Origin of the sequence: Jeotgalibaca sp. PTS2502 (assembly GCF_001975685.1) — a bacterium.
In the GTDB taxonomy this organism is placed as follows: Bacteria; Bacillota; Bacilli; order Lactobacillales; family Aerococcaceae; genus Jeotgalibaca; species Jeotgalibaca arthritidis.
Genome location: NZ_CP019433.1, coordinates 625,531 through 650,785, shown reverse-complemented (window position 1 = coordinate 650,785; position 25,255 = coordinate 625,531). Strand labels below are relative to the sequence as shown.

The 25,255-nt window shown below is 38.3% G+C and carries 19 protein-coding genes; 5 read left to right on the top strand and 14 right to left on the bottom strand.

The window, feature by feature from the left end:
• Positions 1 to 218 precede the first annotated feature (218 nt).
• Positions 219 to 1,256 (top strand): serine hydrolase domain-containing protein, encoded by a 1,038-nt coding sequence (locus BW721_RS03245; protein WP_076766061.1) that lies wholly within the window; start codon positions 219 to 221, stop codon positions 1,254 to 1,256.
• Between the two features lie 681 nt (positions 1,257 to 1,937).
• On the opposite strand, the gene coaBC is transcribed toward BW721_RS03245, so the two are convergent.
• From coaBC to trpX, 6 genes are all read right to left on the bottom strand, one after another.
• Complete coding sequence (gene coaBC / locus BW721_RS03240; protein WP_076766059.1) at positions 1,938 to 3,158, bottom strand: bifunctional phosphopantothenoylcysteine decarboxylase/phosphopantothenate--cysteine ligase CoaBC; 1,221 nt, start codon at positions 3,156 to 3,158, stop codon at positions 1,938 to 1,940.
• A gap of 87 nt (positions 3,159 to 3,245) precedes the next feature.
• Complete coding sequence (locus BW721_RS03235) at positions 3,246 to 3,659, bottom strand: OsmC family protein (RefSeq protein WP_076766057.1); 414 nt, start codon at positions 3,657 to 3,659, stop codon at positions 3,246 to 3,248.
• Positions 3,652 to 4,248, bottom strand: coding sequence for a xanthine phosphoribosyltransferase (locus BW721_RS03230; protein ID WP_076766055.1), 597 nt, complete (start codon positions 4,246 to 4,248; stop codon positions 3,652 to 3,654). The genes BW721_RS03235 and BW721_RS03230 overlap by 8 nt, the downstream gene beginning before the upstream one ends.
• A gap of 181 nt (positions 4,249 to 4,429) precedes the next feature.
• Complete coding sequence (locus BW721_RS03225) at positions 4,430 to 5,224, bottom strand: ABC transporter ATP-binding protein (RefSeq protein ID WP_076766053.1); 795 nt, start codon at positions 5,222 to 5,224, stop codon at positions 4,430 to 4,432.
• 1 nt (position 5,225) lies between these two features.
• Positions 5,226 to 6,128 carry an ABC transporter permease gene (locus BW721_RS03220; RefSeq protein WP_076766051.1) on the bottom strand — a complete coding sequence of 301 codons (903 nt, stop codon included), beginning with the start codon at positions 6,126 to 6,128 and terminating at the stop codon, positions 5,226 to 5,228.
• A 17-nt stretch (positions 6,129 to 6,145) separates the two neighbouring features.
• Positions 6,146 to 7,153: a tryptophan ABC transporter substrate-binding protein gene (gene trpX, locus BW721_RS03215; RefSeq protein WP_076766049.1), complete on the bottom strand. Its 1,008-nt coding sequence runs from the start codon at positions 7,151 to 7,153 to the stop codon at positions 6,146 to 6,148.
• Between the two features lie 622 nt (positions 7,154 to 7,775).
• Here trpX and BW721_RS03210 point away from each other — a divergent pair.
• Positions 7,776 to 9,449: an NFACT RNA binding domain-containing protein gene (locus tag BW721_RS03210; RefSeq protein WP_076766047.1), complete on the top strand. Its 1,674-nt coding sequence runs from the start codon at positions 7,776 to 7,778 to the stop codon at positions 9,447 to 9,449.
• Between the two features lie 41 nt (positions 9,450 to 9,490).
• On the opposite strand, the gene pyrE is transcribed toward BW721_RS03210, so the two are convergent.
• The 5 genes from pyrE to lspA all read right to left on the bottom strand — a co-directional run bounded on the left by pyrE (position 9,491) and on the right by lspA (position 12,956).
• Positions 9,491 to 10,129, bottom strand: a complete 639-nt coding sequence (pyrE, locus tag BW721_RS03205; protein ID WP_076766045.1) for an orotate phosphoribosyltransferase — start codon at positions 10,127 to 10,129, stop codon at positions 9,491 to 9,493.
• Positions 10,130 to 10,133: 4 nt separating this feature from the next.
• Positions 10,134 to 10,829, bottom strand: a complete 696-nt coding sequence (gene pyrF / locus BW721_RS03200; protein WP_076768630.1) for an orotidine-5'-phosphate decarboxylase — start codon at positions 10,827 to 10,829, stop codon at positions 10,134 to 10,136.
• Between the two features lie 26 nt (positions 10,830 to 10,855).
• On the bottom strand, positions 10,856 to 11,404 hold the full coding sequence (gene pyrR, locus BW721_RS03195) for a bifunctional pyr operon transcriptional regulator/uracil phosphoribosyltransferase PyrR (protein WP_156892179.1): 549 nt from the start codon (positions 11,402 to 11,404) through the stop codon (positions 10,856 to 10,858).
• A gap of 174 nt (positions 11,405 to 11,578) precedes the next feature.
• Positions 11,579 to 12,490: an RluA family pseudouridine synthase gene (locus BW721_RS03190; RefSeq protein WP_076766041.1), complete on the bottom strand. Its 912-nt coding sequence runs from the start codon at positions 12,488 to 12,490 to the stop codon at positions 11,579 to 11,581.
• Positions 12,491 to 12,494: 4 nt separating this feature from the next.
• A complete protein-coding gene (gene lspA / locus BW721_RS03185; RefSeq protein ID WP_076766039.1) occupies positions 12,495 to 12,956 on the bottom strand; it encodes a signal peptidase II in 462 nt (153 codons plus the stop codon).
• Positions 12,957 to 13,145: 189 nt separating this feature from the next.
• Between lspA and BW721_RS03180 the strand changes: the two genes are divergently transcribed.
• Genes BW721_RS03180 through BW721_RS03170 form a run of 3 tightly spaced genes read left to right on the top strand, consistent with a single transcriptional unit; the run spans position 13,146 to position 15,808 of the window.
• Positions 13,146 to 13,763: a YkyA family protein gene (locus tag BW721_RS03180; RefSeq protein ID WP_232222962.1), complete on the top strand. Its 618-nt coding sequence runs from the start codon at positions 13,146 to 13,148 to the stop codon at positions 13,761 to 13,763.
• Positions 13,764 to 13,777: 14 nt separating this feature from the next.
• Positions 13,778 to 14,602 carry a polysaccharide deacetylase family protein gene (locus BW721_RS03175; RefSeq protein ID WP_076766035.1) on the top strand — a complete coding sequence of 275 codons (825 nt, stop codon included), beginning with the start codon at positions 13,778 to 13,780 and terminating at the stop codon, positions 14,600 to 14,602.
• Positions 14,603 to 14,605: 3 nt separating this feature from the next.
• Complete coding sequence (locus BW721_RS03170) at positions 14,606 to 15,808, top strand: putative glycoside hydrolase (RefSeq protein WP_076766033.1); 1,203 nt, start codon at positions 14,606 to 14,608, stop codon at positions 15,806 to 15,808.
• On the opposite strand, the gene BW721_RS03165 is transcribed toward BW721_RS03170, so the two are convergent.
• The 3 genes from BW721_RS03165 to BW721_RS03155 all read right to left on the bottom strand — a co-directional run bounded on the left by BW721_RS03165 (position 15,762) and on the right by BW721_RS03155 (position 25,244).
• Positions 15,762 to 17,501 (bottom strand): IS1182 family transposase, encoded by a 1,740-nt coding sequence (locus BW721_RS03165; protein ID WP_076766031.1) that lies wholly within the window; start codon positions 17,499 to 17,501, stop codon positions 15,762 to 15,764. The two genes, BW721_RS03170 and BW721_RS03165, sit on opposite strands and share 47 nt — an antisense overlap.
• Before the next feature lie 380 nt (positions 17,502 to 17,881).
• The gene (addA, locus tag BW721_RS03160; RefSeq protein ID WP_076766029.1) at positions 17,882 to 21,661 is read right to left on the bottom strand and encodes a helicase-exonuclease AddAB subunit AddA; all 3,780 of its coding nucleotides are present in this window, start codon (positions 21,659 to 21,661) and stop codon (positions 17,882 to 17,884) included.
• Positions 21,630 to 25,244 carry a PD-(D/E)XK nuclease family protein gene (locus tag BW721_RS03155; RefSeq protein ID WP_076766025.1) on the bottom strand — a complete coding sequence of 1,205 codons (3,615 nt, stop codon included), beginning with the start codon at positions 25,242 to 25,244 and terminating at the stop codon, positions 21,630 to 21,632. The genes addA and BW721_RS03155 overlap by 32 nt, the downstream gene beginning before the upstream one ends.
• Positions 25,245 to 25,255: the final 11 nt, after the last annotated feature.

The following is a 25,255-nucleotide window of genomic DNA, read 5'->3' as shown; positions in this document are numbered from 1 at the left end:
ATACCATGAAATGATTAATAGTTTAATGCAACACTAGTGGTATATACTATAAAAACATGAAAGGCTTATCAATGTTTGCTATAATCAAATGGAGACTATTAAACAGGAGGACATACGGGGAATGTATAGTTGGTTAAACTATACATATTCAAGAAAAAGATAACTCTTGAATACTATATATGATAGTAGTAACAATATAATCAACGGGGGTAATCAATATGAAAGAAAATTTATTAAACACTATTTCGGAGATTCAAGCTGAGGTTGAATTTTCAGGATCTATACGCGTTGAACAAAACGACGAGATATTACTGGAACAAAGTTATGGCTATGCAAATCGTTCAGATAAAGTGGGGAATGGCTCTGCTACTCGTTATGGCATAGCATCGGGGTGTAAATTATTTACCGCAATAGCGATATGTCAACTGGTTGAAGACAATAAACTCTCTTTTGACTCCAAGTTGAGTGAGTGCATAGAATATGAGCTGAAAAATACTGATAAAGAAGTAACCGTTCATCATCTGCTTACACACTCTTCTGGAATAGCAGACTATTTTGATGAAGATACAATGGATGATTTTGAAGAAGTCTGGATAACGCGTCCTATGTACCACATTAGGCGGTTAAAGGATTTCCTGCCCTTATTTCAGGATGAGCCTATGAAAGCAAAAGCAGGAGAGGCTTTTCAATATAATAATGCCGGCTATATCTTGTTAGGTTTGATTGTTGAACAAGTAAGTGGGCTGGAATTTTCCGATTATATTCAGAAAAACATATTTGATAAAGCAAATATGAATGATTCAGGCTACTTTTCCTTTGATTCTTTACCTGAACGTACAGCATTGGGTTATATCGATAATGATGACGGAACATGGAAATCAAACATCTACTCAATGCCTGTAAAGGGTGGTTCAGATGGGGGTGCCTATATAACGGCGAATGATATGTCTAAGCTGTGGAGGTCTCTCATGAATTTTGACCTTTTAAGTGAAGCGTATACGCACAAGCTGTTATTTGCGCATGCACAAGATCCTGAGGATGAAAATAGCTATTATGGTTATGGAATGTGGATCAAGAAAACTTCAGAAGATACTGTTCTGAGGTATCACATAATGGGATATGATCCGGGAGTGAGTTTCCATTCTGCCTATTATCCGGATTTGTCAGTTTGTTCAGTTGTTTGTTCAAATGAATCTGACGGGGCAGCCGATATAATGATCGGAATAGAAGAAGCATTATTAAAAGAGAATAGCTAAAGTAAACAGCAGAAAGAGTACAAACTCATCATAAGAAACACCCACTGTCTTTCAAAAAGAAGATAGTGGGTGTTTTTGCATATTAATTTTCACTCTTTTTAACTTGACTGCTATTCTGCTTCAGCTTACTGTGTCTTATATAAACAATCAGAATGACCCCGACCACTCCGGAAAGAAGATAATTTAATCCAAATTCAATATCCCAAAACGAAAATAAAAGAAAGTTGGCAATAAATAAATGGATTGATTATCTGATCTTTGAGAGTTTGATCTGTTAGCATATAAAGAAGCTCATATATAAAAAGATTAATCGATTGGAGTTCTAAGGAGTAATCTGATGGACTATTAGTGATTTTGAATGCTGTCATCAGACAGGATCAAGCTGTTGTTTGCTAATATTAGTTATAATGATGCGATAATTTAAAAAATAAGATGTTAAATAAAATAGTTGCAAACATTATAATATCTAATGAAATATTAGCTATAACGAATGAAGAGGCTACGAATAATTAGTTGTTACTATTATTTTTAATCTTTTAGTTTACATAATATATATTATACAAAGTTATGTATATAGTTAATCTACTTAATAACTAACTTAAAAAACCGTCATTTTTATCATTTTGATGTCTAAAAACACCTTTTAATAAAAATAACGGTTTTTGAAATTTTTGTGATGGTTTATTTGTTTAATAAATCATTATTTTGCATCGTCTTGATTGCTTCTAATAAAATATCAGTTGCGATTGCTGCTTTTGTTTTTGTTTCAATATGAATCGCTTCTTTATCAACTTGGAAAATAATGACTTCGTTTGTATCCTTGTTAAAGCCTGCGTGTTCTTTAGACACATCATTAGCGACAATCATATCTGCATTTTTGCGTTTAAGCTTGCCTTTAGCATATTCTTCAACGCGATCTGTTTCAGCTGCAAACCCAATTAAAAACTGCTTATTTTTTTCTTGTCCCATTGTTGCTAGTATATCTGGGTTTTCTTCTAGTAGGATTTGTAAGTCACCGGACTTTTTCTTAATCTTATGGTCAGCCTGGTTCTTTGGTCGGTAATCAGATACTGCTGCAGCCATTACGACTATGTCCGCTGTATCAAAGTCTGCCATCATGGCAGTTTGCATCTCTCTAGCGCTTGAGACGGCTTTTACACGGACTCCGAACGGATGTTCTAATGATGAAGCTGTTACTAATGTGACATCGGCTCCTAGGTCTCGGGCAGCCTCTGCAATGCGGTGCCCCATCTTTCCGGATGATTCATTGGTTAAGTAGCGAACCGGATCAATCTTTTCTCTTGTTCCGCCTGCTGATACGATGACCTTTTTGCCAATTAAAGGTAAGTCGGTTGAACGGTCAACTAATAATAGATGAGCAGCTTCAACAATCGCTTGTGGTTCAGGCATGCGCCCTTTCCCTTCGTATCCTTCAGCTAGGAAACCTGTATCAGGTTCCATGATCTGGTAGCCGAATGACTCCAGCTTTCGTAGATTGGCTTGAGTGGCTGGATTCTCAAGCATATGTTGGTTCATAGCCGGGACAATTAATCGTGGTGCTGTAACGGCTAATAGAACGGTTGATACGGCATCGTCTGCAATACCATTGGCCATCTTTGCGATAGTATTCGCTGTTGCGGGTGCGATAACGGCTAGTTCAGTCCAGTCTGCAAGGTTAATGTGTGAAACAACCTCAGGATGCTTCTCATCGAAGGTATCTACCATCACATCATGTTTGGATAAAATTTGAAGGGTTAATGGCGTAATAAATTCAGTTGCACTCTTAGTCATCGCAACACGAACGTCGGCGCCCGCTTTAATAAATTTTCTAACGAGGTCTGCTGACTTGTATGCGGCAATACCGCCAGTAACAAAGACCGTTACTTTTTTACCTTTTAACACACTATCATCTCCTATATACAGGCATCAATCCACATACCTATGTATGATCATATTTTATTTTAACATACTATAAAAAAAAGTACCGTTCTATTTGAACGGTACGGCAGTTAATCGTGTATGCTGGTAATCACCAATTATTTTAGAAACAGGACATTTCTGGTGAGCGCTATTCATGAATCGCTCTGTTTCATCTATACTAGCCCCTTCGATCGCTACATAAGCATGCAGATCAAAGTAGAAACCAATACCATTTGTTTCTCTCTCGTAGTCAACAGCAACCTCTACTCTACTTTTTGAAGTCAACCCTCTACCATTTAAAAGTGCTTGAATCGTAGCGTTTAAGCAAGTTGCCCAAGCTAAACCAAATAATTCTTCTGGATTCGTCCCCTCTTCGTCTGATAAAGGACTACTAACCATAACCTTCAAACCGTCTTTGATATAAGCTTCTCCGCTTATACCATGTTCATTGACGACTTCAGTATGGAACAGTGAATCACTCATTGCTTTCAGTACCTTCTTCACCAACAAAAACCACTTGATTATTGTCTAAACTAGCGACTCTTGCTAATGATTCGATACGAATACCGGTTTCTTCAACCCAACGGCGTCCTTTTTGGAAAGATTTTTCAATTACAATACCAATACCAACAACATCAGCTCCGGCACTCTTACAGATTGATAAAAGACCTGCCACAGCTTGACCATTTGCTAGGAAATCATCAATGATTAACACACGGTCTGATGCAGTTAGATAATCTTTTGAGATAGAAATCTCATTTGAGATTTGTTTGGTGTAAGAGTAAACGCTAGTTGTATACATATTATCTTGTAGTGTTAAGCTCTTATTTTTTCTTCCAAATACAACAGGAACGTCTAGTTCTAAGCCAGCAAATACTGCTGGTGCAATACCAGAAGTTTCAACCGTTAAAATCTTGTTCACGCCTGCGTCTTTAAATAGTTGAGCGAATTCATCGCCTAGAGCCTTCATAAGTTTAGGGTTAATTTGGTGGTTTAAAAAGTTATCAACTTTAAGGACGCCGCCTTCTAAGACTTGTCCATTTTCTCGTATTTCTTGTTCTAGTAATTCCATTGAGCGATTCTCCTTAGTCTATTATGGATATATCTTAACATTAATCAGTTAAATTTGGAACATAGAATGATTTTAATCGTTTTAAAAGCTTATTTTCAAACTTTGAGGGCTAGTTATTTATTAAAAAACGTCAAAACACGAACAAATAAAAAGAAGTTAGGATTCCTCCTAACTTCAATGGTTATACTAAAACATCATTCATTGCGAGTGATTGTAATTCAGCAAAGACAGCTTCTGTCGTCAATTGTTCCTTCTCTGCTTGAGAATAGTCTTTGACAATTTGACCATGATGAAGGACTAACATGCGGTTACCATAAGTTAATGCGTCTTGTAAGTTATGGGTAATCATAATACTCGTTAATCCCATTTCTTTCACTTTTTTATCGGTCAGTTCTAGAACAAGTTTAGCTGTTTTAGGATCTAAGGCAGCAGTATGCTCATCCAATAACAGAATATCAGGTCGTTTCAATGTAGCCATTAATAACGCAATTGATTGACGTTGTCCGCCTGATAATAGGCCGATTTCTGCATCCATACGTCTCTCTAGGCCTAGTCCAAGTGATTGTAATTGCTCGTGATAGAGTTGTTTTTCTTCTTGGCTAATACCGATTTTTAAGCGACGGCGCTCGCCACGTCTATAAGCAAGAGCTAAGTTCTCTTTAACCGTCATCCGTGGAGCTGTTCCCATTTTAGGATCTTGGAAAACACGACTAATAAATGGCGCCCGTTTTTCTTCTTTTAAATAGGTAATCGTTTGGTCATTGATGGTAATCTGACCGCTGTCTGGAAAGAAATAGCCTGAGATAGCATTCAATAAGGTTGATTTTCCAGCACCGTTACCACCAACCAGTGTAATAAAGTCGCCTTTATTAACCGTTAAATTAATATCTTGTAAAGCCTTCACTTCATTAATCGAACCTGGGTAGAATGTTTTTGAAACGTTCTGTAATGTTAAAATTGCATCTGTTTGAGTCATTCTATTTCCCCCCTTTTCGAGCATTCTTCTTGCTGTATTGCCAGATATAGTATTTTTCTTTTATCTTTGGTAAAGCAAGGAAGATAGCTAGCATCGTTGCTGAGATGAGTTTGAAGTCATTTGGATTCAAACCAGCTTCAAGTACTAATACCATAATTAAACGATACAAAACGGATCCGACTACTAAACATATTAAACGTACTGTAAAGGTCACATTTGAAAAGAGTACCTCACCAATAATAATCGAAGCTAAACCAATAACGATCGCCCCAATACCCATTTGAATATCGGCATAGCCATTACTTTGCGAGATAACAGCACCTGCTAAAGCAATAATACCGTTGGCCATCATCAAACCAATTGTTTTCATGGTATTCGTTGAAATACCTAAAGAACGTGCCATCGCTTCATTATCGCCAGTTGCAATTAAGGCTTGTCCAAATTCTGTTTTAAAGAATAAGGTATAAATAGCAATAATAACCGCAACGAATAGTAAACCGATTAAAATGGTATCTAAGTGTCTTGGTAAGTTAATCGCTGCCAACTTAGAATAAATAGTTTCCATTCCTAAGATATTAAGGTTTGCTTTTCCCATGACTCTTAAGTTAATGGAATAAAGACCCGTCATAGTTAAAATCCCAGCTAGTAAACTTGGAATATTTAATTTTGTAATTAAAAATCCCGTTACGGCGCCTGCTAGAGCACCTGCGAAAATGGCGATAAAGACGGATAGAAATGGATTCAATCCTAAGGTGATACATTGGACCCCAACGGCTCCTCCCAATGTAAATGTTCCTTCAGTAGACATATCTGCTATATCAAGGACACGGAAACTAATATACAGTCCTAATGCTAACAAACTCCATATTAACCCTTGCGCTACAGCAGAAACTAACATGTTCATACGGTTATTCCTTCTTTCTATTCGATAATAATGGCAGATTCTTTAACGGAATCTGGCACGTTAATATTTAATTGTAAGGCTTTTTCTAAATTTAAAATCGACTCTGTTTGATTAGGTAATTGAATAGCGTATTCAGCAGGATTTTCACCCTCTAATACAGCAACTGTCATTTGTCCAGTTTGCACACCTAGGTTGTATTGATTGAGGCCAACAGTAGCTAGTCCCCCCTCTTCAACCATTGTATCAACAGATGGGAAGACTGGAATACCATATGAATCAGTTACTGAAATAAGTGTTGCCGTACTTGAAGCAACGGTATTATCAAGTGGAACCCAGATGGCATCCACATCTTTAGCTAAAGATTCAGCTGTTTGCGCCACATCATTTGTAGATGTGATTGTTTTCGTAATGACTTCGATACCCAGTGACTTCGCAATCGCTTCAGCTTCCTTAGCGGAACTCATTGAGTTATCTTCTGAAGAAGAATAGAAGAAGCCGATTGTCTCTATATCAGGTAGCAAGCTTTGAATCAACTCAAACTGTGCTTCAACTGGAATTTTATCACTCACACCGGTAATATTTTTACCAGGTGCCTCTAGTGATTCAACTAGGTTTGCTGCAATAGGATCGGTTACCGCTCCTAGGATGATCGGAATATCTTGCGTCGAATTCGCTAGTGTTTGAGCAGCTGGCGTTGCAATTCCTACCAAAACGTCGGCATCATTAGCAATAAAGCGATCAGTCATTGACTGTAAGTTAGCTTGATCACCTTGGCCATTTTGCAAATCAATCACAGCTGTCTCGCCGTCCACATAGCCAGCTTCTGCCAATTGATCAATAATACCTTCTGAAATGGCATCTAAGGCTGGGTGAGATGTGAGTTGTAGAATACCGATATAAGGTAAATCTTCTCCAGAAGTTGAAGAAGCCACTGATTCCGTTTCAGAACCGCTGCCACATGCAGCTACCCCTAAACCTAATAGTAATGTTGCAGCTGATTTTAAATAGTTAGAATAATTTGTCATTTGTAATACCTCCTAATAATGTGTATTAATGATAAGAAAAAAACTGCCATCTGAATGACATCAGGGCAGTCTTCTTAAACAGAAACCGCCACATAGACTATAAATTGGTCTATGTGGCGAATAGTTATATTCAGTATTCCACATAGATACATTCAGATAGCTCTGAGGTTGTATCTATGGACAGTTAACGTGTCACCAAAGAAAACAACCTACTCCATGTGGCTGTGCCAGTAAAAGTTCATAAAGTTTGTTTGATTCAATGCTTTTGACATGTTAACGTCTCCTCTACAAATTTAATATACTCATACTATCGTTTAGAAGATTAAAAGTCAATAGCAAAATGAGAAAAAAATGAGAGTAAACAGTTACCTTTAACTGCCTACTCTCACTATCTCAAAATAGCTCGTTGTTAAATCCCCCCGAACTATCAACCGCTATCTTGATGATGTATGACTATAATTATAAAACAAAGGATTATAAGGTCAAGCGACGAAAGAGAGAAACACCCCTTTATTTGGTAGTGAATAGAGACGAATTTGGCGTGTTGACAAAAATAATGAAAAAAATGATTGAATGATCAGCCATATGCTATAATTAAAGGGTTAGAAAGGGAGGTTTTCTCATGTCTTACGATGGCATATTTACCCATATTATTGTTAATGAATTAAAAGAAAAAATTGAAAATGGTCGAATTAGTAAAATCTATCAACCATTTCCGCATGAACTCTTATTAACGGTTCGTGCTAATAGAAAAAATCAAAAATTATTATTATCAGCCCACCCTTCTTATGCGCGTATCCAATTAACAGAAGAAGGTCTATCTAATCCCGACCAAGCGCCTAACTTCTGTATGTTTCTAAGAAAAAATATTGAAGGTGCCTTGATTGAGGAGATTAGCCAGTATCATAATGACCGGATTGTGATATTTAAAATTCTGCGCTTTGACGAATTAGGTGACCGCAAACACGTCAACTTGGTCATTGAACTAATGGGCAGACACAGTAACATCTTCTTAGTTGATAATGAAACCAACAAGATTATGGATTCGTTGAAGCATGTCCCAGCTTATCAAAACTCTTACCGGTCAACTTATCCAGGTGCAGACTATGTCTTACCACCCCATCAAGATCGTTTGAATCCCTTTGAACCGATTCAAGTCGAAGATACTATTGAATCAGCTAAAGACATCCAGTCTCGCTACCAAGGGATTGGTCGAGATAGTAGTGAAGAAATCTTTCATTATTATCAAACCAGTCATCCTGTCATATCTGATGCAGTAGCTCACTTTGTTAGAGCTGTGCAATCAGGAAAGCCCACCCTTTTTACTTCTAATAAGGGAAAAGAAAGCTTTACCCCCTATCATTTTGAAACGATTGAGGGAGAAGCTAGAGAATGGGATAGCCCGAGTGCCTTGTTAGATCATTACTATCAGCATAAGGCGAGTCGTGATCGCATTCAGCAAGTCGCCTCTGATTTACTGCGTATTATCCAAACTGACCTTCAAAAAAATAAGAAGAAGTTAGAAAAATTAGAGGATTCCTTAAAACGAAGTGAATCTGCGGATGACTACCGCATTAAGGGAGAAGTTTTAACGGCTTATCTTCATCAAGTTGAAAAAGGTAGTAAGCAAGTTAGCTTACCTAACTTCTACCAGGATGATGAGGAATTAGTCATTGACCTAGACCCGTCATTAACGGCTTCTCAAAATGCTCAAAAATATTTTAGTCGTTATCATAAGTTAACGACTTCAGTGAAGTATGTAAACGAGCAAATAGAAAAAACAAAAGAAGAAAATGACTACTTAGACTCGATTGAAACGCAAATTAATTTGTCCGATCCACAAGATTTAGAAGATATTCGTGATGAATTAAAAGAGTCTGGTTACTTGAAGTCAAAACGATCTCAAAAAAATAAAAAGAAAAAAGTCAGCAAGCCACATAAATTCCAATCAACAGATGGCACGTCTATTCTAGTCGGTAAAAACAACACACAAAATGATGAATTAACCCTTAAAAAAGCCCGAAACAATCATTTCTGGCTCCATGCTAAAGATATTCCAGGGTCACATGTGATTGTTGAAAGTTCTGCGCCTTCTGAAGAAACCTTACTAGAAGCAGCGACTATTGCGGCTTATTATTCTAAGTACCAGCAATCCGCTAACGTACCGGTTGATTATGTCGAAGTAAAACACGTTAAAAAGCCAAACGGTGCCAAACCTGGTTTTGTTATTTATACTAATCAAACAACTTTGTTTGTCACACCATCAAAAGAATTTGTCGATCAACTTAGACAGTAATAAAAAAATCGCTCGTCCATAATGGATGAGCGATTTTTTTATTATTTAATAGCATCTGACCAAGCTTGAGGATCGTTGCTCCATGATTGAAGTAGCGTCAATTCATCTTCTGTAATTGCCTTTGTATCATGAGCCACGTTTAGAAGGGTTGTATAGTTCGATAATGTGTCGATACGATAACCGCTGGCAGCAAAGTTATCTTTCCCCTTTTGTAATTCGTAAGAGAAAATAGCAACGCAGCCCAAAACAACAGCCCCTTCGCGTTCTGCAGCTTGAGCAGCTTCAATCACGCTACCACCAGTTGAAATTAAATCTTCAACTAAGACAATTTTTTGCCCTTTTTGAATGCGTCCTTCGATTTGATTGCCTTTGCCATGGTCCTTTGCTTTCCCACGAATATAAATCATGGGTAAATTCATGACTTGTGAAATAAAGGCAGCATGTGGAATACCCGCTGTAGCTGTTCCTGCAATCACTTCAACATCAGGATATTTTTCTTTAATTAAATCAGCTAAGCCATTCGCAATTTGTGTGCGAACATCTGGTACGCTAATGGTAATACGATTGTCGCAATAAATCGGACTTTTTAAGCCTGAAGCCCATGTAAAGGGTTCTTGGGGGCTCAAGCTAACAGCTTGAATATCGAGTAGTGATTGGGCAACTTTTTCTGCAATTGTCATGTTATTACGCTCCATTCCATTGTCTATTGATTGTATGATAGGCTTCTACCGGATTGTCTGCTTGAGTAATCGGTCTACCGACTACGATATAAGATGATCCCATTTCACGTGCCTTATCAGGTGTGGCAACACGTTGTTGGTCTCCTAGGCTAGCACCTGCTGGGCGAATACCGGGTGTCACACATAAAAAGTCTCTTGAAGTTGCAGATTTAATGGCGCTAGCTTCCCAGGCAGAACAAACGACACCATCCAAACCAGATTGATGAGTTGTTTTTGCGTAGTTGATAACACTATCCATTAATGACACTGGGATGAGCTGTTGGGTTTGCATAGCTAACTCGGTTGTTGAGGTTAACTGTGTAACGGCAATCAATTTTGGAACGGTCGAACCAGCTCGTGTGCCATCGATAATGCCTTCTTTAGCGGCTTTCATCATTTCTGATCCACCGGCAGCATGAACATTAATCATATCAATGTCTAGTGCCGCAAGACCTTTCATGGCGCGATAAACGGTATTAGGAATATCATGCAGTTTCAAGTCTAGAAAAATATCATGACCTAAACTTTTTACCCATTTTACAATTTCAGGGCCATTTTGGTAATATAATTCCATTCCCAGTTTGACATACAAGCGGTCGTTTGAAAATTGAGATAAGAACTGTTTTGTTTCGTCAGCTGTTGAAAAATCAAGTGCTATCATTGGTTTGGTCACGGGAAATCCTCCTTTTATTCGGCGCTATCCTTAATAAGGGTCACTTGTTCTTGACCATCATATTCCTGAAGCTTCACAGATATTTGTTCGGTAATTGCTGTTGGAATGTTTTTACCAACATAATCAGCCTTAATCGGTAATTCACGGTGACCTCGATCAATTAATACGGCTACTGTAATACGGTTAGCTCGGCCGTGATCCATAACAGCATCCATTGCCGCGCGAATCGTCCGAGCTGTAAATAACACGTCATCGACTAAAACAATGTGTTTTCCTTCTACTGAAAACGGCAGATTTGTTGCGTTTAAAACAGGATCTTCACCTTCAGCAAAATGTTGGTCATCACGATAAAGGGTAATATCTAGTTCCCCAACCGGTACTGCCACATCTTCAAAATCCTTAATCCGGTTTGCGATTCGTTCTGCTAGGTAAATACCACGCGTGCGAATACCGACTAAAATTAAGTCCTCTGTTCCGCCATTTCGTTCTAAAATTTCATGAGTAATTCGAGTAATTGAACGCTTCATCGTTGCTTCATCCATAATACTAATTTCTTTTTTCATAGTTATTCTCCTTTAAATGATGTTATAAAAAATACCCCTATGCCAAAAAGCGCATAAGGGTTCCATTAGTCAAAAAACGACACTCATAATAGACTTCCTTTTAGCCTCTCTGGACTGTGTTAAAGGTTGCTTGTTTTATTATTCAATTAAGCATAATCAAAAGATGACGAACTGTCAATTAGTCTCTGCTAGCATTTCTAACTTTTTAACGAAATAATCAGGTAATGGTTGCTCGAACCGTAACCATTCACCACTTGTAGGATGCTCAAAGCCAAGAACACCTGCATGTAAATATTGGCCGTTCTTATCTACGCTAGCAGCAGGTCCGTACATTGGATCACCGACAACAGGGTGATTAATGTAGGTCATATGAACACGAATTTGGTGAGTGCGACCTGTTTCAAGCGTTAATTCAAGAAGTGAAAAATCATGATATAGCTCTAAGCGTTTGAAATGTGTCACAGCAGGACGACCTTCAAGGGTAACCGTTCGTTTCATCCGATTATTTGTCATCCGACCAATTGGTGCATCAATCCGACCTTCATCATGCTCTACTTCACCATGAACCAACGCCGTGTAAACACGTTCCGTTGTGTGGTTGAGAAATTGTTGTGCCAAGTGTTCATGTGCTTCATTAGTTTTAGCAATCACTAATAAACCAGATGTATCTTTATCAATACGGTGAACGATACCGGGTCTAAATTCACCTGTACCATCCGATAAGTTTTTAAAATGGTAAAGTAAGCCATTCACCAAGGTGCCTGATAGGTGGCCTTTAGAAGGATGAACAACCATGCCAGATTCTTTGTAAATAACGGCTAGCTGATCATCTTCATAAACAATATGAAGCGGCATTGCTTCCGCTTGGATTGAAACAATTTCTTTTTCCTTAACAGTCATCACGATTTGATCGCCCGCTTGGACTTTATAATTAGCTTTCACGATTTGTCCATTAACTGTCACTTTCTTTTCTTTCAATAGGCTTTGAATTTGGGTCCTTGTGAACGAGCTGAACCGTTCAGTTATCACTTTATCAATTCGCCCTTCTTCATTATTCACATTAAGGGAATACGTTCTTTCAGTCATCTTATTATCCTTTTCTCTCTTCGTTTTCTTCAAAAAATAGTACATGAATGATCATTAATGCTACCCCAACTGTTAAGCAAACATCTGCTACGTTGAAAATAGGGAAGTTGATGAAATCCAGACGGAACATATCAACAACAAAGCCATTCAATAAGCGGTCGATAAAATTACCAATCGCTCCAGCTAAAATTAATGAAAAACTATAACCAACTAACTTACTTTTGATCGGGTATTTATGGAAGGTATAAACCAAGTAACCAACTACCAGAACAGTAATAATATAAAAGAAAATCATTTTTCCTTCGAATATCCCCCATGCCGCCCCCTTGTTTTGGATATAAAACAAAGAGAAAAAGCCTGGTACAAGTACCTTTTCTTCATACAAAGCAAAATTCTGAACGATTAACCATTTGCTAATTTGATCAATTATAATTAATAACACTGCGATGATATAATAAAAAATCATTGGGTCCCCTCACTTACTTACATTATTCAATACTTCTCTATTGTAAACGAAAATGTGAAAAAGCTAAAGGGCAAGTTCAGATGGAATTAACGAATTGTGCTCTTGTGCCTTGAATTCTAAAGAAGAGTTTAGTTATAATGTTTTATAGGTTTAGAACTTATTGATAAAGGAGACGCTATTTTGAAAAAGATGTATTTGATTTTGGCAACAAGTGGCTTGTTTCTAGCGGCTTGTTCAAACGGGGCTGCAGACCTTCAAGAAAATGTTGAATCTGTCAGCCAAATTAAAGAAGAGTTGGTTGTTTCATTAAATGAAATTCAATCTAAAGAAGCTAGTATGCAGGAGGAATTTGACGCATCACTAGTATCAGATGAAGACCTAGTCAGTTTTAAGGATGGCTCTGCGCAATTGTTCAGTAATATTGACAGCCGTCGCGAACAACTAGCTAGCATTCAAAAATTACTAAAAGATTTAGAGAATGAAACATTTCGCTTAAATAAACAAGACGACGAAGAACTTCCCCTAACAGCTGTTCAAATACTTTCTCAAACTGTTACGGACATTCAAACAACTTTAACAGATTATGTTGAGACTTATGACAATCAGTTAGCTGAGGAAAAAACGACCTTTGAATCATTTGGATCAGACGATGCGGATTTCAACACCCTATATAATGGCATTGATCATTTAAATGCAACAAGTCATACTAATCTAGAAAAAATTCAACCTTTAGTTGAGTTATTGGCATCATTTGATAGCCAATTTGAGGAATTAATGGCTGAATTAACAGCACTACAAGACAAATAAGGAGTTTATTCGCTATGAAGCAATCATTATTACTATTGTTGGCTGTCTCTTTATTAGCAGCTTGTTCATCAGATTCACCAGAAACAGAAACGACTCAATCTAGTCAAGAGACTATTTCTTCGTCAGAAGACGTATCAAGTTCTAACGCTTCTTCACAAGACGTCATCGAAGAAGAAAGCGTTGCTTATGAGTATGACATTAATCAAGCTATTTTCACGGTTGAACCGATTGACGATGCACCAGTAGAAGTCGCCCTTTTGACCTTTGATGATGCACCTCAACCACCTAATAGCTATTCACTAGCTATTGCTCATACCGTAAAGGAAAAAGACGCTAATGCCATTTTCTTTGTTGTAGGACAGTTTTTAGAAGATGAGACATCACAAGCTATAATTAAAGAAATTTATGATATGGGATTTGAAATTGGTAATCATTCTTATTCTCATCCAGATTTCCATAGTTTAACTTATGAAGAACAAAAAGAAGAAATCGTGAAAACAAACGATAATATTGAAGCCATTACGGGCCAACGTCCTCGTTTCATCCGACCGCCTTATGGTCAATACGATGATAATACGTTAGCTGTTATCGAAGAAGAAAAAATGACTATGATGAATTGGACGTATGGCTATGATTGGGAAGAGGCGTATATGAATACCCCTGCCCTAGCTGATATTATGGTTAATACGGAATTCTTAGGCAACGGCGCAAACTTATTGATGCATGACCGTGAATGGACAGCGGGGGCCATTGGAGACATTATTGATGGTCTTCGCGAAAAAGGCTATGAGATGGTCGATCCAGCTTTAATTGCGTCACCAGAACGGGAGGAAGACTAATAAATGACACATCGATTTTTAAAATTACTAACAGCTTCTGCATTACTGACTTTAGGATCCCCTTTTATGTCAGAAGTAAAAGCAAGTGAAGTCCAAGAAGCGACTACATTATCATTAAGACAAGAACCGTTTTTAAAGGCTCCTGAAGTTAAGAGTCTGCCGAAAAAGTTTTTCTATGATAGTGGTGTTGACATAGCTTACCCGGAAGATGGGGTTAAAGGCATTTACTTAACAGCTAATTCAGCCGGTAGCACTGAGAAAATGGATGATATGATTAGTTATTTAAACAGCAATGATTTAAATGCTATGGTTATTGATATTAAAGATGATTTTGGTTTTGTTACAACACAATTCGATACGGATGATGAACATTTACAAAGTAACACCATTACTACTATTGAGGATATTGATGCGTTAATTGGAAAATTAGAAGAGAATCAAATTTATCCCATCGCGCGTGTGGTTGCCTTTAAAGATTCAGAACTACCAAAAACACAACCTGAAATGTCCTTCCGTTATCCTAGTGGTGAAGTTTGGACAGCTGGCAATGGTGAAGCTTTTATTAATCCCTTTATGAAAGAGACATGGGATTACGCCATAAATGTTGGAATTGAAGCGGCTAAAGTTGGCTTTAAGGAAATCCAGTTTGACTATGTTCGTTTCCCAGAAGGATTTGAAGTATGGGGAGAAGACTTAGTTTATGATATGGGTGACTATGCAGATGCTGATATGGATGATGTTCAAAAACGTGTGGCTGCTGTCTCTGATTTTGTAGCTTATGCCCGCGAACAATTGATGCCGTACGGTGTTGAAGTATCCGTTGATATTTTCGGTTATGCTGCAACAGTTCCAGAAGCACCCGGTATTGGACAAAACTTCAGCAATATTGCTTCTCATGTCGATGTTATTTCATCTATGATTTATCCAAGTCATTGGGGCGCATCTTACTTTGGGATTGATGCACCAGACTTACACCCTTATGAGGTGGTTGATGAATACATGAAGGTGGAATTACCTTTACTTGAGTCATTAGACCATACACCAGTGACTCGCCCATGGTTACAAGACTTTACAGCTTCATACTTAGGCGCTGGTTATTATAAAGACTACGGCAACGAAGAAGTTATGGCACAAGTACAAGCACTAAATGATCATGGTGTTACTGAATTCCTATTGTGGAATGCTGGTAATGTTTATAGTTATTAATTAAAAAAGGAGGGGACTGGGAAATAACTAGCCTTAAATAAAAAAAGCGTAATGAAATAATCATAATTCTGATTGTTTCATTGCGATTTTTATTTTTCACTGGATTTTTGTAAAAAGCTTCCGCTTTTCTTCTAGCCTCAAGGGCTAGTTTTGTAAGATTCATGCTCATAAGCATGATCCCGATGTCATTATGAACGGCTTGCTTGCCTCTGACATGAGTTCTGCGCATGCCAAATACACCTTTCATACGACCAAAAACAGTTTCTACGTCGATTTTTCGTTGTGCGTAGATTTCTTTTCCACGATCGCTCTCAAGGCTTTCTTTTACATGCTGCTTGAAGTATTCCCAGTTATAGTTGACCGCTGTCTGGCGCTGGGCACCTTTCGGTGTCTTGGCTAATTGATTGCGCGACTCGTCCTGTTGTTCCACATCAGCCTTGTATACTTTAAATTGTCTTTGAAAACCATTCTTATCATTTCGCGTACTGTAATGCGAGAAACTAAAGCGTACACCGTCTAAATCTGTATAGGCATCCTCGATCTCGTCATAATCCCAGTTATAGCGGTGTTTAGGATTAGAGCGATAGGCTTTAGTGTTTTCTTTATGATACATGCCGTATGGGATGAGCGGAACCTTACCAAAGGTATCCAGAACCGCCTCGTAATTTTCTTCGCTGCCATAACCGGCATCTGCAGCGATATACGTGAATAAATCCAACGTTTGAATGGATTCCAAAAAAGGGATAAACGTGCGTGTATCCGTCGGATTTGAAAAAATATCATAGGCGATGACAAACTGATTGCTCGATGCGACCTGAAGATTATAGCCCGGTTTCAACTCACGGTTCTTCATCGGATCTTCTTTCATGCACATGAACGTTGCGTCCGTATCTGTTTTAGAGAAACTGTTTCGGTCTTCAAATGTGGCGTTTGCTTCTTCATAGCGTTGCTTACGCGGTAAGAAATCTTTTTTACATTTATTCCGGTATTTTTTGAGGATGCGACGACGTCGCTTCTGTTCCGAACCACCTTTAGGAACCACTTTTTCTTCTGTAATCGCAGCTTCGACGGCCACAAGTTCCTTGTCGAGAGAACCGATTATTTCTTTAATACCTTCTGCTGTTTTCAATGTCTCTTCCGATAAAGCGAGGTTTACTTTTGCTTGGACGAGTTCATCATACAATTTCGAAACGTTATCATTGAGTTTTGCTTCATAGCGTTCGATTGCTTTCTTCCAAGTAAAACTATAAATATTTGCATCGGCTTGTATCTTCGTACCGTCGATATATAACGCATCTTCGTGAATCAAGCCGTTGTCACTCAAGAGTGTTGTGAAAAGAATGAAGGCATACTTAATAAGCTTTGATGCATGCTCGCTTGAACGGAAATTGTTGATTGTCTTGTAGCTAACAGAAGTGTCGCCTGTCAACCACTTCATGGGAATCGATTCTTCATTCATGCGTTCCATTTTGCGTCCGGAAAATGTGGTGCGGCTATAGGCAAATAAGCACATCTTCAAAAGCATCGCGGGATGAAAGGCAGGGCGACCTGTATGAGACGTCTCTTCCAGGAGAAATTCCGAAGGAATCGAATCGACGAAACGGCTGATGAGGCGTGCTTCGTGATCACTCGGGATTGTAAAATCCAATTGTAGTGCTAAGGCCGTCTCCATTGTGTTATAATTTTGATACATGGTGAGTCACTCCTTTGGTTTTTGGTCGTACTTAAATTATAAGGTATTTGGCTCACTATGTCTTTTAAAACAATAAAATCCCCAACTCCTTCAATTTAGAAAGAGTTGGGGATTTTCTTTATTCAGGGACTGAGTTTTTTCCCAGTCCCCTCCTTTTGAGCGAGTAGAAACGAGAAATTGCCCTTCTATTCACTCAAACAGGGACTGGGAAATAACTCCAGTCCCTTTTTTATATACGAATAATTGTTGCGCAAACGTGCTCAAAAAGGCAGCCCCGACATGCGTTTCCCGAATAATACTCGGATGGTCTACGACCACCCTGCGTTTTTTCGGTCCAACGATTCGGGGCTAAACGCCTTTTTTCCCACTCTCGTTTTTGACTATAATAAAATATTTTGATTAGCAGAGAGTAAACAAATATAGGCTTCAGTCACCTTTTTCTGCTTAATTTTCTCGAGAGCTTCTCGGTAGACAATCATCTGTCCTTTATATTTAGCGATAATCTCATCTTGTTTATTGCCGACATAATCTGTTTTAAAATCAAACAAGATAATATGATCATCAAACTCAATAAAACCATCGATAATCCCGTGAATGAGTAAATTGTCATCTGAATCTGGTGAAATGCCTTCAAAAATATGCCCTGCCTTCATCAACATGGTAAATGGTACTTCTTGATGAACCAAGTTGGCATGTTCTTGAATACGTTGACCAAGCGCTGTTTCAAAAAAGTCTAAAATAAGCTGTTTATCAATTCGCTTACCAACATTTTCCTTAATAGTTCCTTTTGAAACTAATTGATGAATTAAGGAATCAAGTTTTTCAGCTGTAACCGATTCGGAAAGAACCACATTTTGTAGAACATAGTGAACGGCTGTCCCTATTTCGGCTTGTGTCGGTTGGCTTTCTTCCTGCAAAAAATTCGGACGCTGTAAGCTAGGTTCGACGTAACGTCCTCTACCACTTTGCTGACTAACATCGAGTTGCAACAACTGGGCATTGTCAGGATCTTCAAATAGTCGCTTGATTTCTGATACAGATTGATAGCTAGTTGTTTGTGTTGCAGCTTCGTGCGGGTAAGTATATGCCATTAGGGCAACTGCTGTTTTGAAATCAAGCTCGCGTTCAATTGTATCTGCTTGTTGAATGGTTGTTTGGATATGATTATCCCAGTCAATATCGTCGTCTAAATTAACGGTCACAATATTCCCTAATAGGTCATCAGCACTATAAAAGGACACATCAAAGGTCACCGGATATTGGCTGATTTCGCCACGGTAAGTCTTGATTTCAGAATCAGGGTCAACGAGCTGGTGACGATACAAGCTTAAGCCTACCCATTGCATGAAATTATTTGCAGCTAAGCGCAAATGATCTGGTAGTAAACGGCCAGCAGCTTCATCGGCTTTGCCCCATTCTTGCCACATTTTTTCTTTTGATTCATAAGACCCAACTAAGTAGAGTTTTTGCTCTGCCCTCGTCAAGGCAACATAGAGCTTTCTCATTTCTTCAGCTAACAGGTTCTTTTTCTTATCATTGGCAAAGGCATAAGTAACTAGTGAGGGGTACTTAATCCGCTGATCGACATCAATAAAGTCAGTACCCACCCCATAACGGTCAGAAAAGACATACGGTTTCCGTAAATCTTGCATATTAAACTGTTTGGACATATCCATAATAAACACAATTGGGAACTCTAACCCTTTACTAGCATGAATAGTCATAATACGAACGGCATCTTCGTCTTCACTAAAGGTTGTTGGCTCAGCTAGATCTTGATCACGGTCCTGGATGCGTTCAATAAAGCGAACAAACTGGAAAAGACCTTTATAGTTGGATGATTCGTATTTTTTAGCACGCTCATAAAGGGCATGCAGATTAGCAACACGTTGCTTACCAGAGGCCATTCCACCAACATAATCTATAAAGTTTGTTTCTTCATAAATTCGCCAAATTAATTGGACAAGATTACTTTGTTTTGTAAAATCTCGCCAGCGATTTAACTGTATCATAAAGGCAGTTACTTTTTCATAACAACTCATTGTTTCGCTTGTTTTTTCGAGTTTTCCTTCTTCATAGTCACTTAAAAAATGTTGAACGGCATCATAGTAGTCTCCGCTAGGCTGGCTTAATCGAATAGTTGCTAATTGGCGTTCATTTAAGCCGACAATAGGCGATCGTAAGACTGCAGCTAGTGGAATGTCTTGCCTTGGATTATCAACCACCTTTAGTAGAGATAGCATCACAGTGATTTCTGTTCGCTGGAAGAAGCTCTGTGAGTCATTTAAAATGACAGGAATGCCGTATTCTTTAAAGGTTTCTAGAATCAATAAATTATTTTTCTTAGTCGGTGTCAATAAGACAATGTCTTTAAAACCAATCAGTCGCTGAGATTTTGTTGTCTTGTCATAAATGGTCTGTTTGTTTTGAATCAAGTCTTTGATGGTTTGAGCAACCATGGTCACTTCACCCGTCGCCTTATCATCAATAGCAGCTTCAAAGTCAACATCTTCTTGAAGGTGGTCTTCTGCTGCTAGTGTCTCCTCGTCTGATTTCCCTTTTAAATAAATTAACAGTTCAGTTTTGCAGTCGGAAACATCTGGAAATGACAAATTACCTTGCTTTAATTCAGCGAGTTTATCATAAGCCATTTGCCCTACTGCTTTATCCATCAGCTGGGTAAAAATAAAGTTAGTAAAGGAAATAACCTCGCCTCTTGAACGGAAGTTTTCAGCTAATATAATCCGTTCGCCGCCCTCTTTTTCCGCGAACTGTTCATATTTCGCTAAAAATAAACCAGGATCCGCTAAACGGAAAGCATAGATAGATTGTTTGACATCCCCTACCATAAATAAGTTTTCTGTTTCTGGCTGATGTCTCGTTACGCCATACAGAATACTTTCTTGCAGCTGGTTAACATCTTGGTATTCATCAATCAATACTTCCTCAAACTTTTGGCGATAATATAAGCTTGCTTCACTAGGCTGACGTTTGCCGTCTTTTAAAGGCATTAAAATATCGAGTGTTATATGCTCCAAGTCATTGAAATCAAGCGCACTATCTGCTTGTTTCTTTTGCCAATACATATCTGTAAATAGTAACGTAACACGGATCATTTCTTCAATAAACGGTTTAGTTTGCTGAATCATCTCTTCTTGTTCATCCAGAGGTCGGCTGAAAAACTGCTCTTTTACATTGATTGCAGTTTGCTTGGCCTGGTCTCTTAATCGCTTCATATCTTGAATCAGCTCTTTATCAGGATTATCCTTTTTCACAGACGGCCATCGTTCGAACGTCATGCGATCAATTAAATCATAGGCCTCTTGATAACGACTGGTCATTACTGCGTCTTGAATAGCAATAATACCATCACGCTCAGCCATCATTAAATCGTGATGTTTTAAGGTATGCTCCGATTCACCGGCTTGATGAATGCCCATCTCTAAGCTGTAAATAGCTGACTCAAGCTCCGTTTTCATTTGTGGAAGAAGTAATTCTTGATAGAGACGACTATTTACTAAGCCATCCGTTAAATCATACAAATCTCCAAGGGAATTAATCCACCGCGTTGGATCAGGATTTGCCCGTGAGAAGTTATAAAGAGAGAAAATGAGTGTTTTTAAGCCCTCATCACTGCGGTCATTGGAATACGCCCGAGCCAGTTGCTTGAAGGTTGTGCCGGCAATGCCGTATTGCTCTTCTTTTAGTTGTTCCCAAACATCTTCTTTAGTCATTTCAACTTCAATATTATCAGCGACAATACGGAAAACAGGATCAATTTCAATTAGATAGAAAAAGCGCTGAATCACTTTTAAACAGAAGGCATGGATGGTTGAAATATGTGCTTGCGGCAATAAGGTGACTTGACGCATTAAATGCCGATACTGTTCATCGTTGACTGCTGTGTTAATCGCTTCTTGAATGGCCACACCAATTCTCTCTTTCATTTCAACGGCAGCTGACTCTGTAAACGTGACAACTAAAAGTTCATCGACGTTCGTCCCATTTTTTACTTTTTCAATAATCCGTTGCACTAAAACAGTCGTTTTACCTGAACCTGCAGAGGCTGCGACTAAAATATTGTCACCTGTTTGATAAATGGCTTGCCATTGATCATCAGTAAAGCGATCATTGGTCGTTTTTGGTGGTATCATGGCCATCTGTCTCATCCTCCTCTTCAAATTCTTGCTTTAGTTTCTCTAATACCATCGCCTTATTGAGTTTTTCAAGACGACGATAGCGGTTTTCTATTAAGGTACTGTCAAACTGTGAAATAGCCCGGTAAGGCCCTTGAACTGACGGTATAAATAAGCGATCCTTAACAGGATTCATCTTTAAGTCGCCAGATAAAATTTGATTACCGGCTTCTTGAATACGGCGACGGTTGTTCTTAATTAATAAATCCAATTCTTGCCGACTAACTAAATCGTTGGAATTAGAATAGAAATCACCTGATTTTTTATAGCGGAAAGGCAATACTAATCCTGATTGACCTGCTTCTATATCCGGTTCAATAGCAGCTGTTAAGTCGGTTTCAGCGACTAATAAGCCTTTAAGCTTATGTTCACCGAGTAATAATTGCGTTAGTTCCTCTTCCTCAGGGCGTTTTAGGACCTTTAGGAGTGGATTTTTAACGTGTAAGTAAAAGGCCCCGGCTGCTTTTGCATTGCTGAGGTTAAGCCGGTCTGCATTAAGCATTGCTACATCTAAATACGTAATCATCTGCATAGCCAATCCATAATAAGCATCGATAAACTGGAAGCTATGTTGGCTTGATTTATAGTCTAGAACAGATAAATAAAGTTGCCCGTTCGATTCGACTTTATCGATTCGGTCTATTTTCCCTCTTAAATAGAGCTTACGATTGTTGTTTAAAGGGAAAACCATTCCTTCCAAGTCATTATTCAAACCTGGTGGTCCAAAGACTGCTTCGGTTTTAATATTTTGGAAATGGGTTAAGTTTTGTTGCTTAAAGAGCATTTGTGATAGATGACTAATCGTATCTCGTAACTGGTCCTGAATAAAGCTCATTCGATTTGAACTGGAAAGGATCTGGTATTTATGAGACCCAAACAGCATATCTAACACGTCAGAAGTAATCTGATCAATTGATTGCGGTGTTAAAAGTGGCTCTTGTGCCATTCGAGAAACAATATATTCTAAAGCTTCATGGTAAAATTCACCTGTTCCCGCCGCTGTAAGTTCATACTTTTGTCTTTCTTTTAGCTTTAAACCGTATTTTAAGAAATGACTATAGGCATCTAAATAATAACTTTCCAGTTGTGAAACGGATAGAAAAAGATTTTTCCCATAGAGTTTCTCAGCAAGTTCTGCTGTTAAATGGCTAGGAATATTCTTGTATTTTAAACTTCTAAAAATACGTTCTAAATCAGCTGAGACTGTTTCATCTCGGTAAAGGTAAGATAAAATTCGTCGCCAGATTACTGGCATTTTCTGTTCTGATGTGACTTGATGACGAATTAATTTAACTAATTGACTAATATTTTGGATTTTATTTCCTATGAAATCCATTTGATTGTCTGAATCAGTGATATCAGCTGCCTTATATTGAGTAGGAATCTTGAGATCTTTTGCGATTCGAGAAACATAAGGAGAAATCTTTTGGACACGATTGCTGCCATCAATACTTAAAGGATAAGTGATAAACAACTGATCAGTAGCCGCTAAAAAGGCTTGATAAGCCACAAATGGCTCTGAAGCTGTCGATTCTGAGACAGACTGATTCAAATACTTGCTATCGGCCTGCAAACTAGTCTGTAAACTTTCTCGTTCTTCTTCCGTTAACAACGATTTATTTTCATGAACTTTAGGTAAATTATCTTGAGTAGCACCAATGATAAAGGCTACCTTTGCAGTCTGGAATCGCGCTCCTTCAATGCTTGAGAAAATGACCTCATCGAGCGTTGGCGGCACAATACTAAAGGTCGCATTTTCTAAACCAGTCATCAAAATATCATAGAACATCTTGGCATCGAACTCATAATCACCCAGCGTTTCGACATATTCATCGAGTAACGAAATAAACGTCTTCCAAACTTGCTCATGCTGACGGGCTTTTTCTAAATCATTTTCTTCAATAGCTAAATCTCTCCAAAATAGAAGCTGTTGGTCAATTTTGTTAGTTTCTAAGAAATGGTAAAGCAAGCTAGCAGCTTCCCGCCCTGTTTTAACTTTTTCTAATTGCTTGTAGAACGGCAATAAACGCTCCTGAAGGAAAGTTTTTACTTGGTTAGCTTCTGCCATTCCTAGCGGTTGTTGAGGAGTTTCCTCCCCTTCTTCCAGCTCATTGAACTGATAAGCAGACCACTCTGTCTTTTTAAACCATGCATTTCCTTCATAACCGAAAGCTAGCATAATATTTTCAGTCTTATCGATGATATCACGGTAAATGGTGACTTGTTCTTTTCGAACTTCCAACGAAAGTTTCTCTTCAGTTTGTGGAAGAAAAAGTTCTGTTCGCAGCATCCGCATTAAATCAGGATAGCGCCAGTAATGGAACTTTATTCGGAATAAGCTGTCAAGAAAATCAGCAAATGGATGGTGTTGCATTTCATCGGCCTTATCATAAAAGACATTTAAATTTGCTTTTTCAAAAAGTGGTTTCAAAATAGTTTCGTAATCTTCTACTCGTCGAGCCATAATTAAAAAGTCCTTGTATCGATAGCCTTTTTCAATCATCAAACGATTAATACTATTGGCAACATGGAACATTTCAGCTTGCTTATTGTCACATGACCAAATATGTATTTTGTCTGATGGCGTCGTATCTTCGTTAGATTCTATCGTTAACCTACTTCTATTTCCAGATGAACTATTCACCCAATAACGGTCGAGTTGAAGCATAGCTGGATCATAGCCATCCGTATCTTTCGTAATCCGCTGGTCTTGTAAGACAGGGACACCATTGGAACGTGCAAATTGATATAAATGGAAATAAGTTGAACCAGCAGCATGGAACAGGTTCTGTAATTCAGGTGGCTGGTCAATATAAGCTTTATCTAAATCTAAAACAATGGTGACCTGACTGGCTTGATGCAGAAAAGCCTGAATAATTTGCATTTCCTGTGCAGTAAAATGATAATAACCATCGATATATAAGTAAGTCTCGCCCATCTCGCTACTATAGATCGTTTGAGCTAATGTTTCTAGCAATAACTCATATTGAACATAGTTCTCATCAACGACCGCGCAGTATTGACGGTAAATGTGCAAAATCTCTTTTAATTTTTGTTGTTGATCTAACAAGCGTGTTGAACGAGATTCACGGTCAACCGCTTGCTCTAAGTCCTCTATGCTGATATTTCCAGCTTTAAACTCTTTAAAGAGCATAGTCAACTGCTCAATGAAACCATCTTTTTCAATTTCTCGTCTAAATAAAATAAAATCTTCCCGTGACTCAAGCAATAGCTTTCTTAATAGCATACTGATTCCGATATCCGTTAATCGCTTTTTTTGATAAATTTCTTCATCTTTTAGAAAAAACCAAGCTAGTCGGCTGAAACTAAAAATTTGAAGGTTAATTGATCCATAAAATGCGTGTTGCTCATCGTCTTGCTTCCATAAATCTTCTAATACAGTCATCTCACCTTCAAACTTGGCGTGTTCAGGTACGACAATGAACACTTTAGCTTGAGGATTATTTCTAAGTCGGGCTTTTATGTCAGTAATATAGGCATGTCGCTTATCTGCCGTTGCTTGACCTAAAATAAATTGAAGACTCATTTGTTCACCTT

Coding starts and splice junctions, on each gene's coding strand:
- BW721_RS03155 (WP_076766025.1), bottom strand. CDS start 25,244: ATGAGTCTTCAATTTATTTTAGGTCAAGCAACGGCAGATAAGCGACAT.
- pyrF (WP_076768630.1), bottom strand. CDS start 10,829: ATGATAGCACTTGATTTTTCAACAGCTGACGAAACAAAACAGTTCTTA.
- pyrE (WP_076766045.1), bottom strand. CDS start 10,129: ATGACAATTGCAGAAAAAGTTGCCCAATCACTACTCGATATTCAAGCT.
- BW721_RS03180 (WP_232222962.1), top strand. CDS start 13,146: ATGTATTTGATTTTGGCAACAAGTGGCTTGTTTCTAGCGGCTTGTTCA.
- addA (WP_076766029.1), bottom strand. CDS start 21,661: ATGGCCATGATACCACCAAAAACGACCAATGATCGCTTTACTGATGAT.
- BW721_RS03230 (WP_076766055.1), bottom strand. CDS start 4,248: ATGGAATTACTAGAACAAGAAATACGAGAAAATGGACAAGTCTTAGAA.
- BW721_RS03225 (WP_076766053.1), bottom strand. CDS start 5,224: ATGACTCAAACAGATGCAATTTTAACATTACAGAACGTTTCAAAAACA.
- trpX (WP_076766049.1), bottom strand. CDS start 7,153: ATGACAAATTATTCTAACTATTTAAAATCAGCTGCAACATTACTATTA.
- BW721_RS03235 (WP_076766057.1), bottom strand. CDS start 3,659: ATGAGTGATTCACTGTTCCATACTGAAGTCGTCAATGAACATGGTATA.
- BW721_RS03245 (WP_076766061.1), top strand. CDS start 219: ATGAAAGAAAATTTATTAAACACTATTTCGGAGATTCAAGCTGAGGTT.
- BW721_RS03175 (WP_076766035.1), top strand. CDS start 13,778: ATGAAGCAATCATTATTACTATTGTTGGCTGTCTCTTTATTAGCAGCT.
- lspA (WP_076766039.1), bottom strand. CDS start 12,956: ATGATTTTTTATTATATCATCGCAGTGTTATTAATTATAATTGATCAA.
- BW721_RS03165 (WP_076766031.1), bottom strand. CDS start 17,501: ATGTATCAAAATTATAACACAATGGAGACGGCCTTAGCACTACAATTG.
- BW721_RS03170 (WP_076766033.1), top strand. CDS start 14,606: ATGACACATCGATTTTTAAAATTACTAACAGCTTCTGCATTACTGACT.
- BW721_RS03210 (WP_076766047.1), top strand. CDS start 7,776: ATGTCTTACGATGGCATATTTACCCATATTATTGTTAATGAATTAAAA.
- BW721_RS03190 (WP_076766041.1), bottom strand. CDS start 12,490: ATGACTGAAAGAACGTATTCCCTTAATGTGAATAATGAAGAAGGGCGA.
- BW721_RS03220 (WP_076766051.1), bottom strand. CDS start 6,128: ATGAACATGTTAGTTTCTGCTGTAGCGCAAGGGTTAATATGGAGTTTG.
- pyrR (WP_156892179.1), bottom strand. CDS start 11,404: ATGAAAAAAGAAATTAGTATTATGGATGAAGCAACGATGAAGCGTTCA.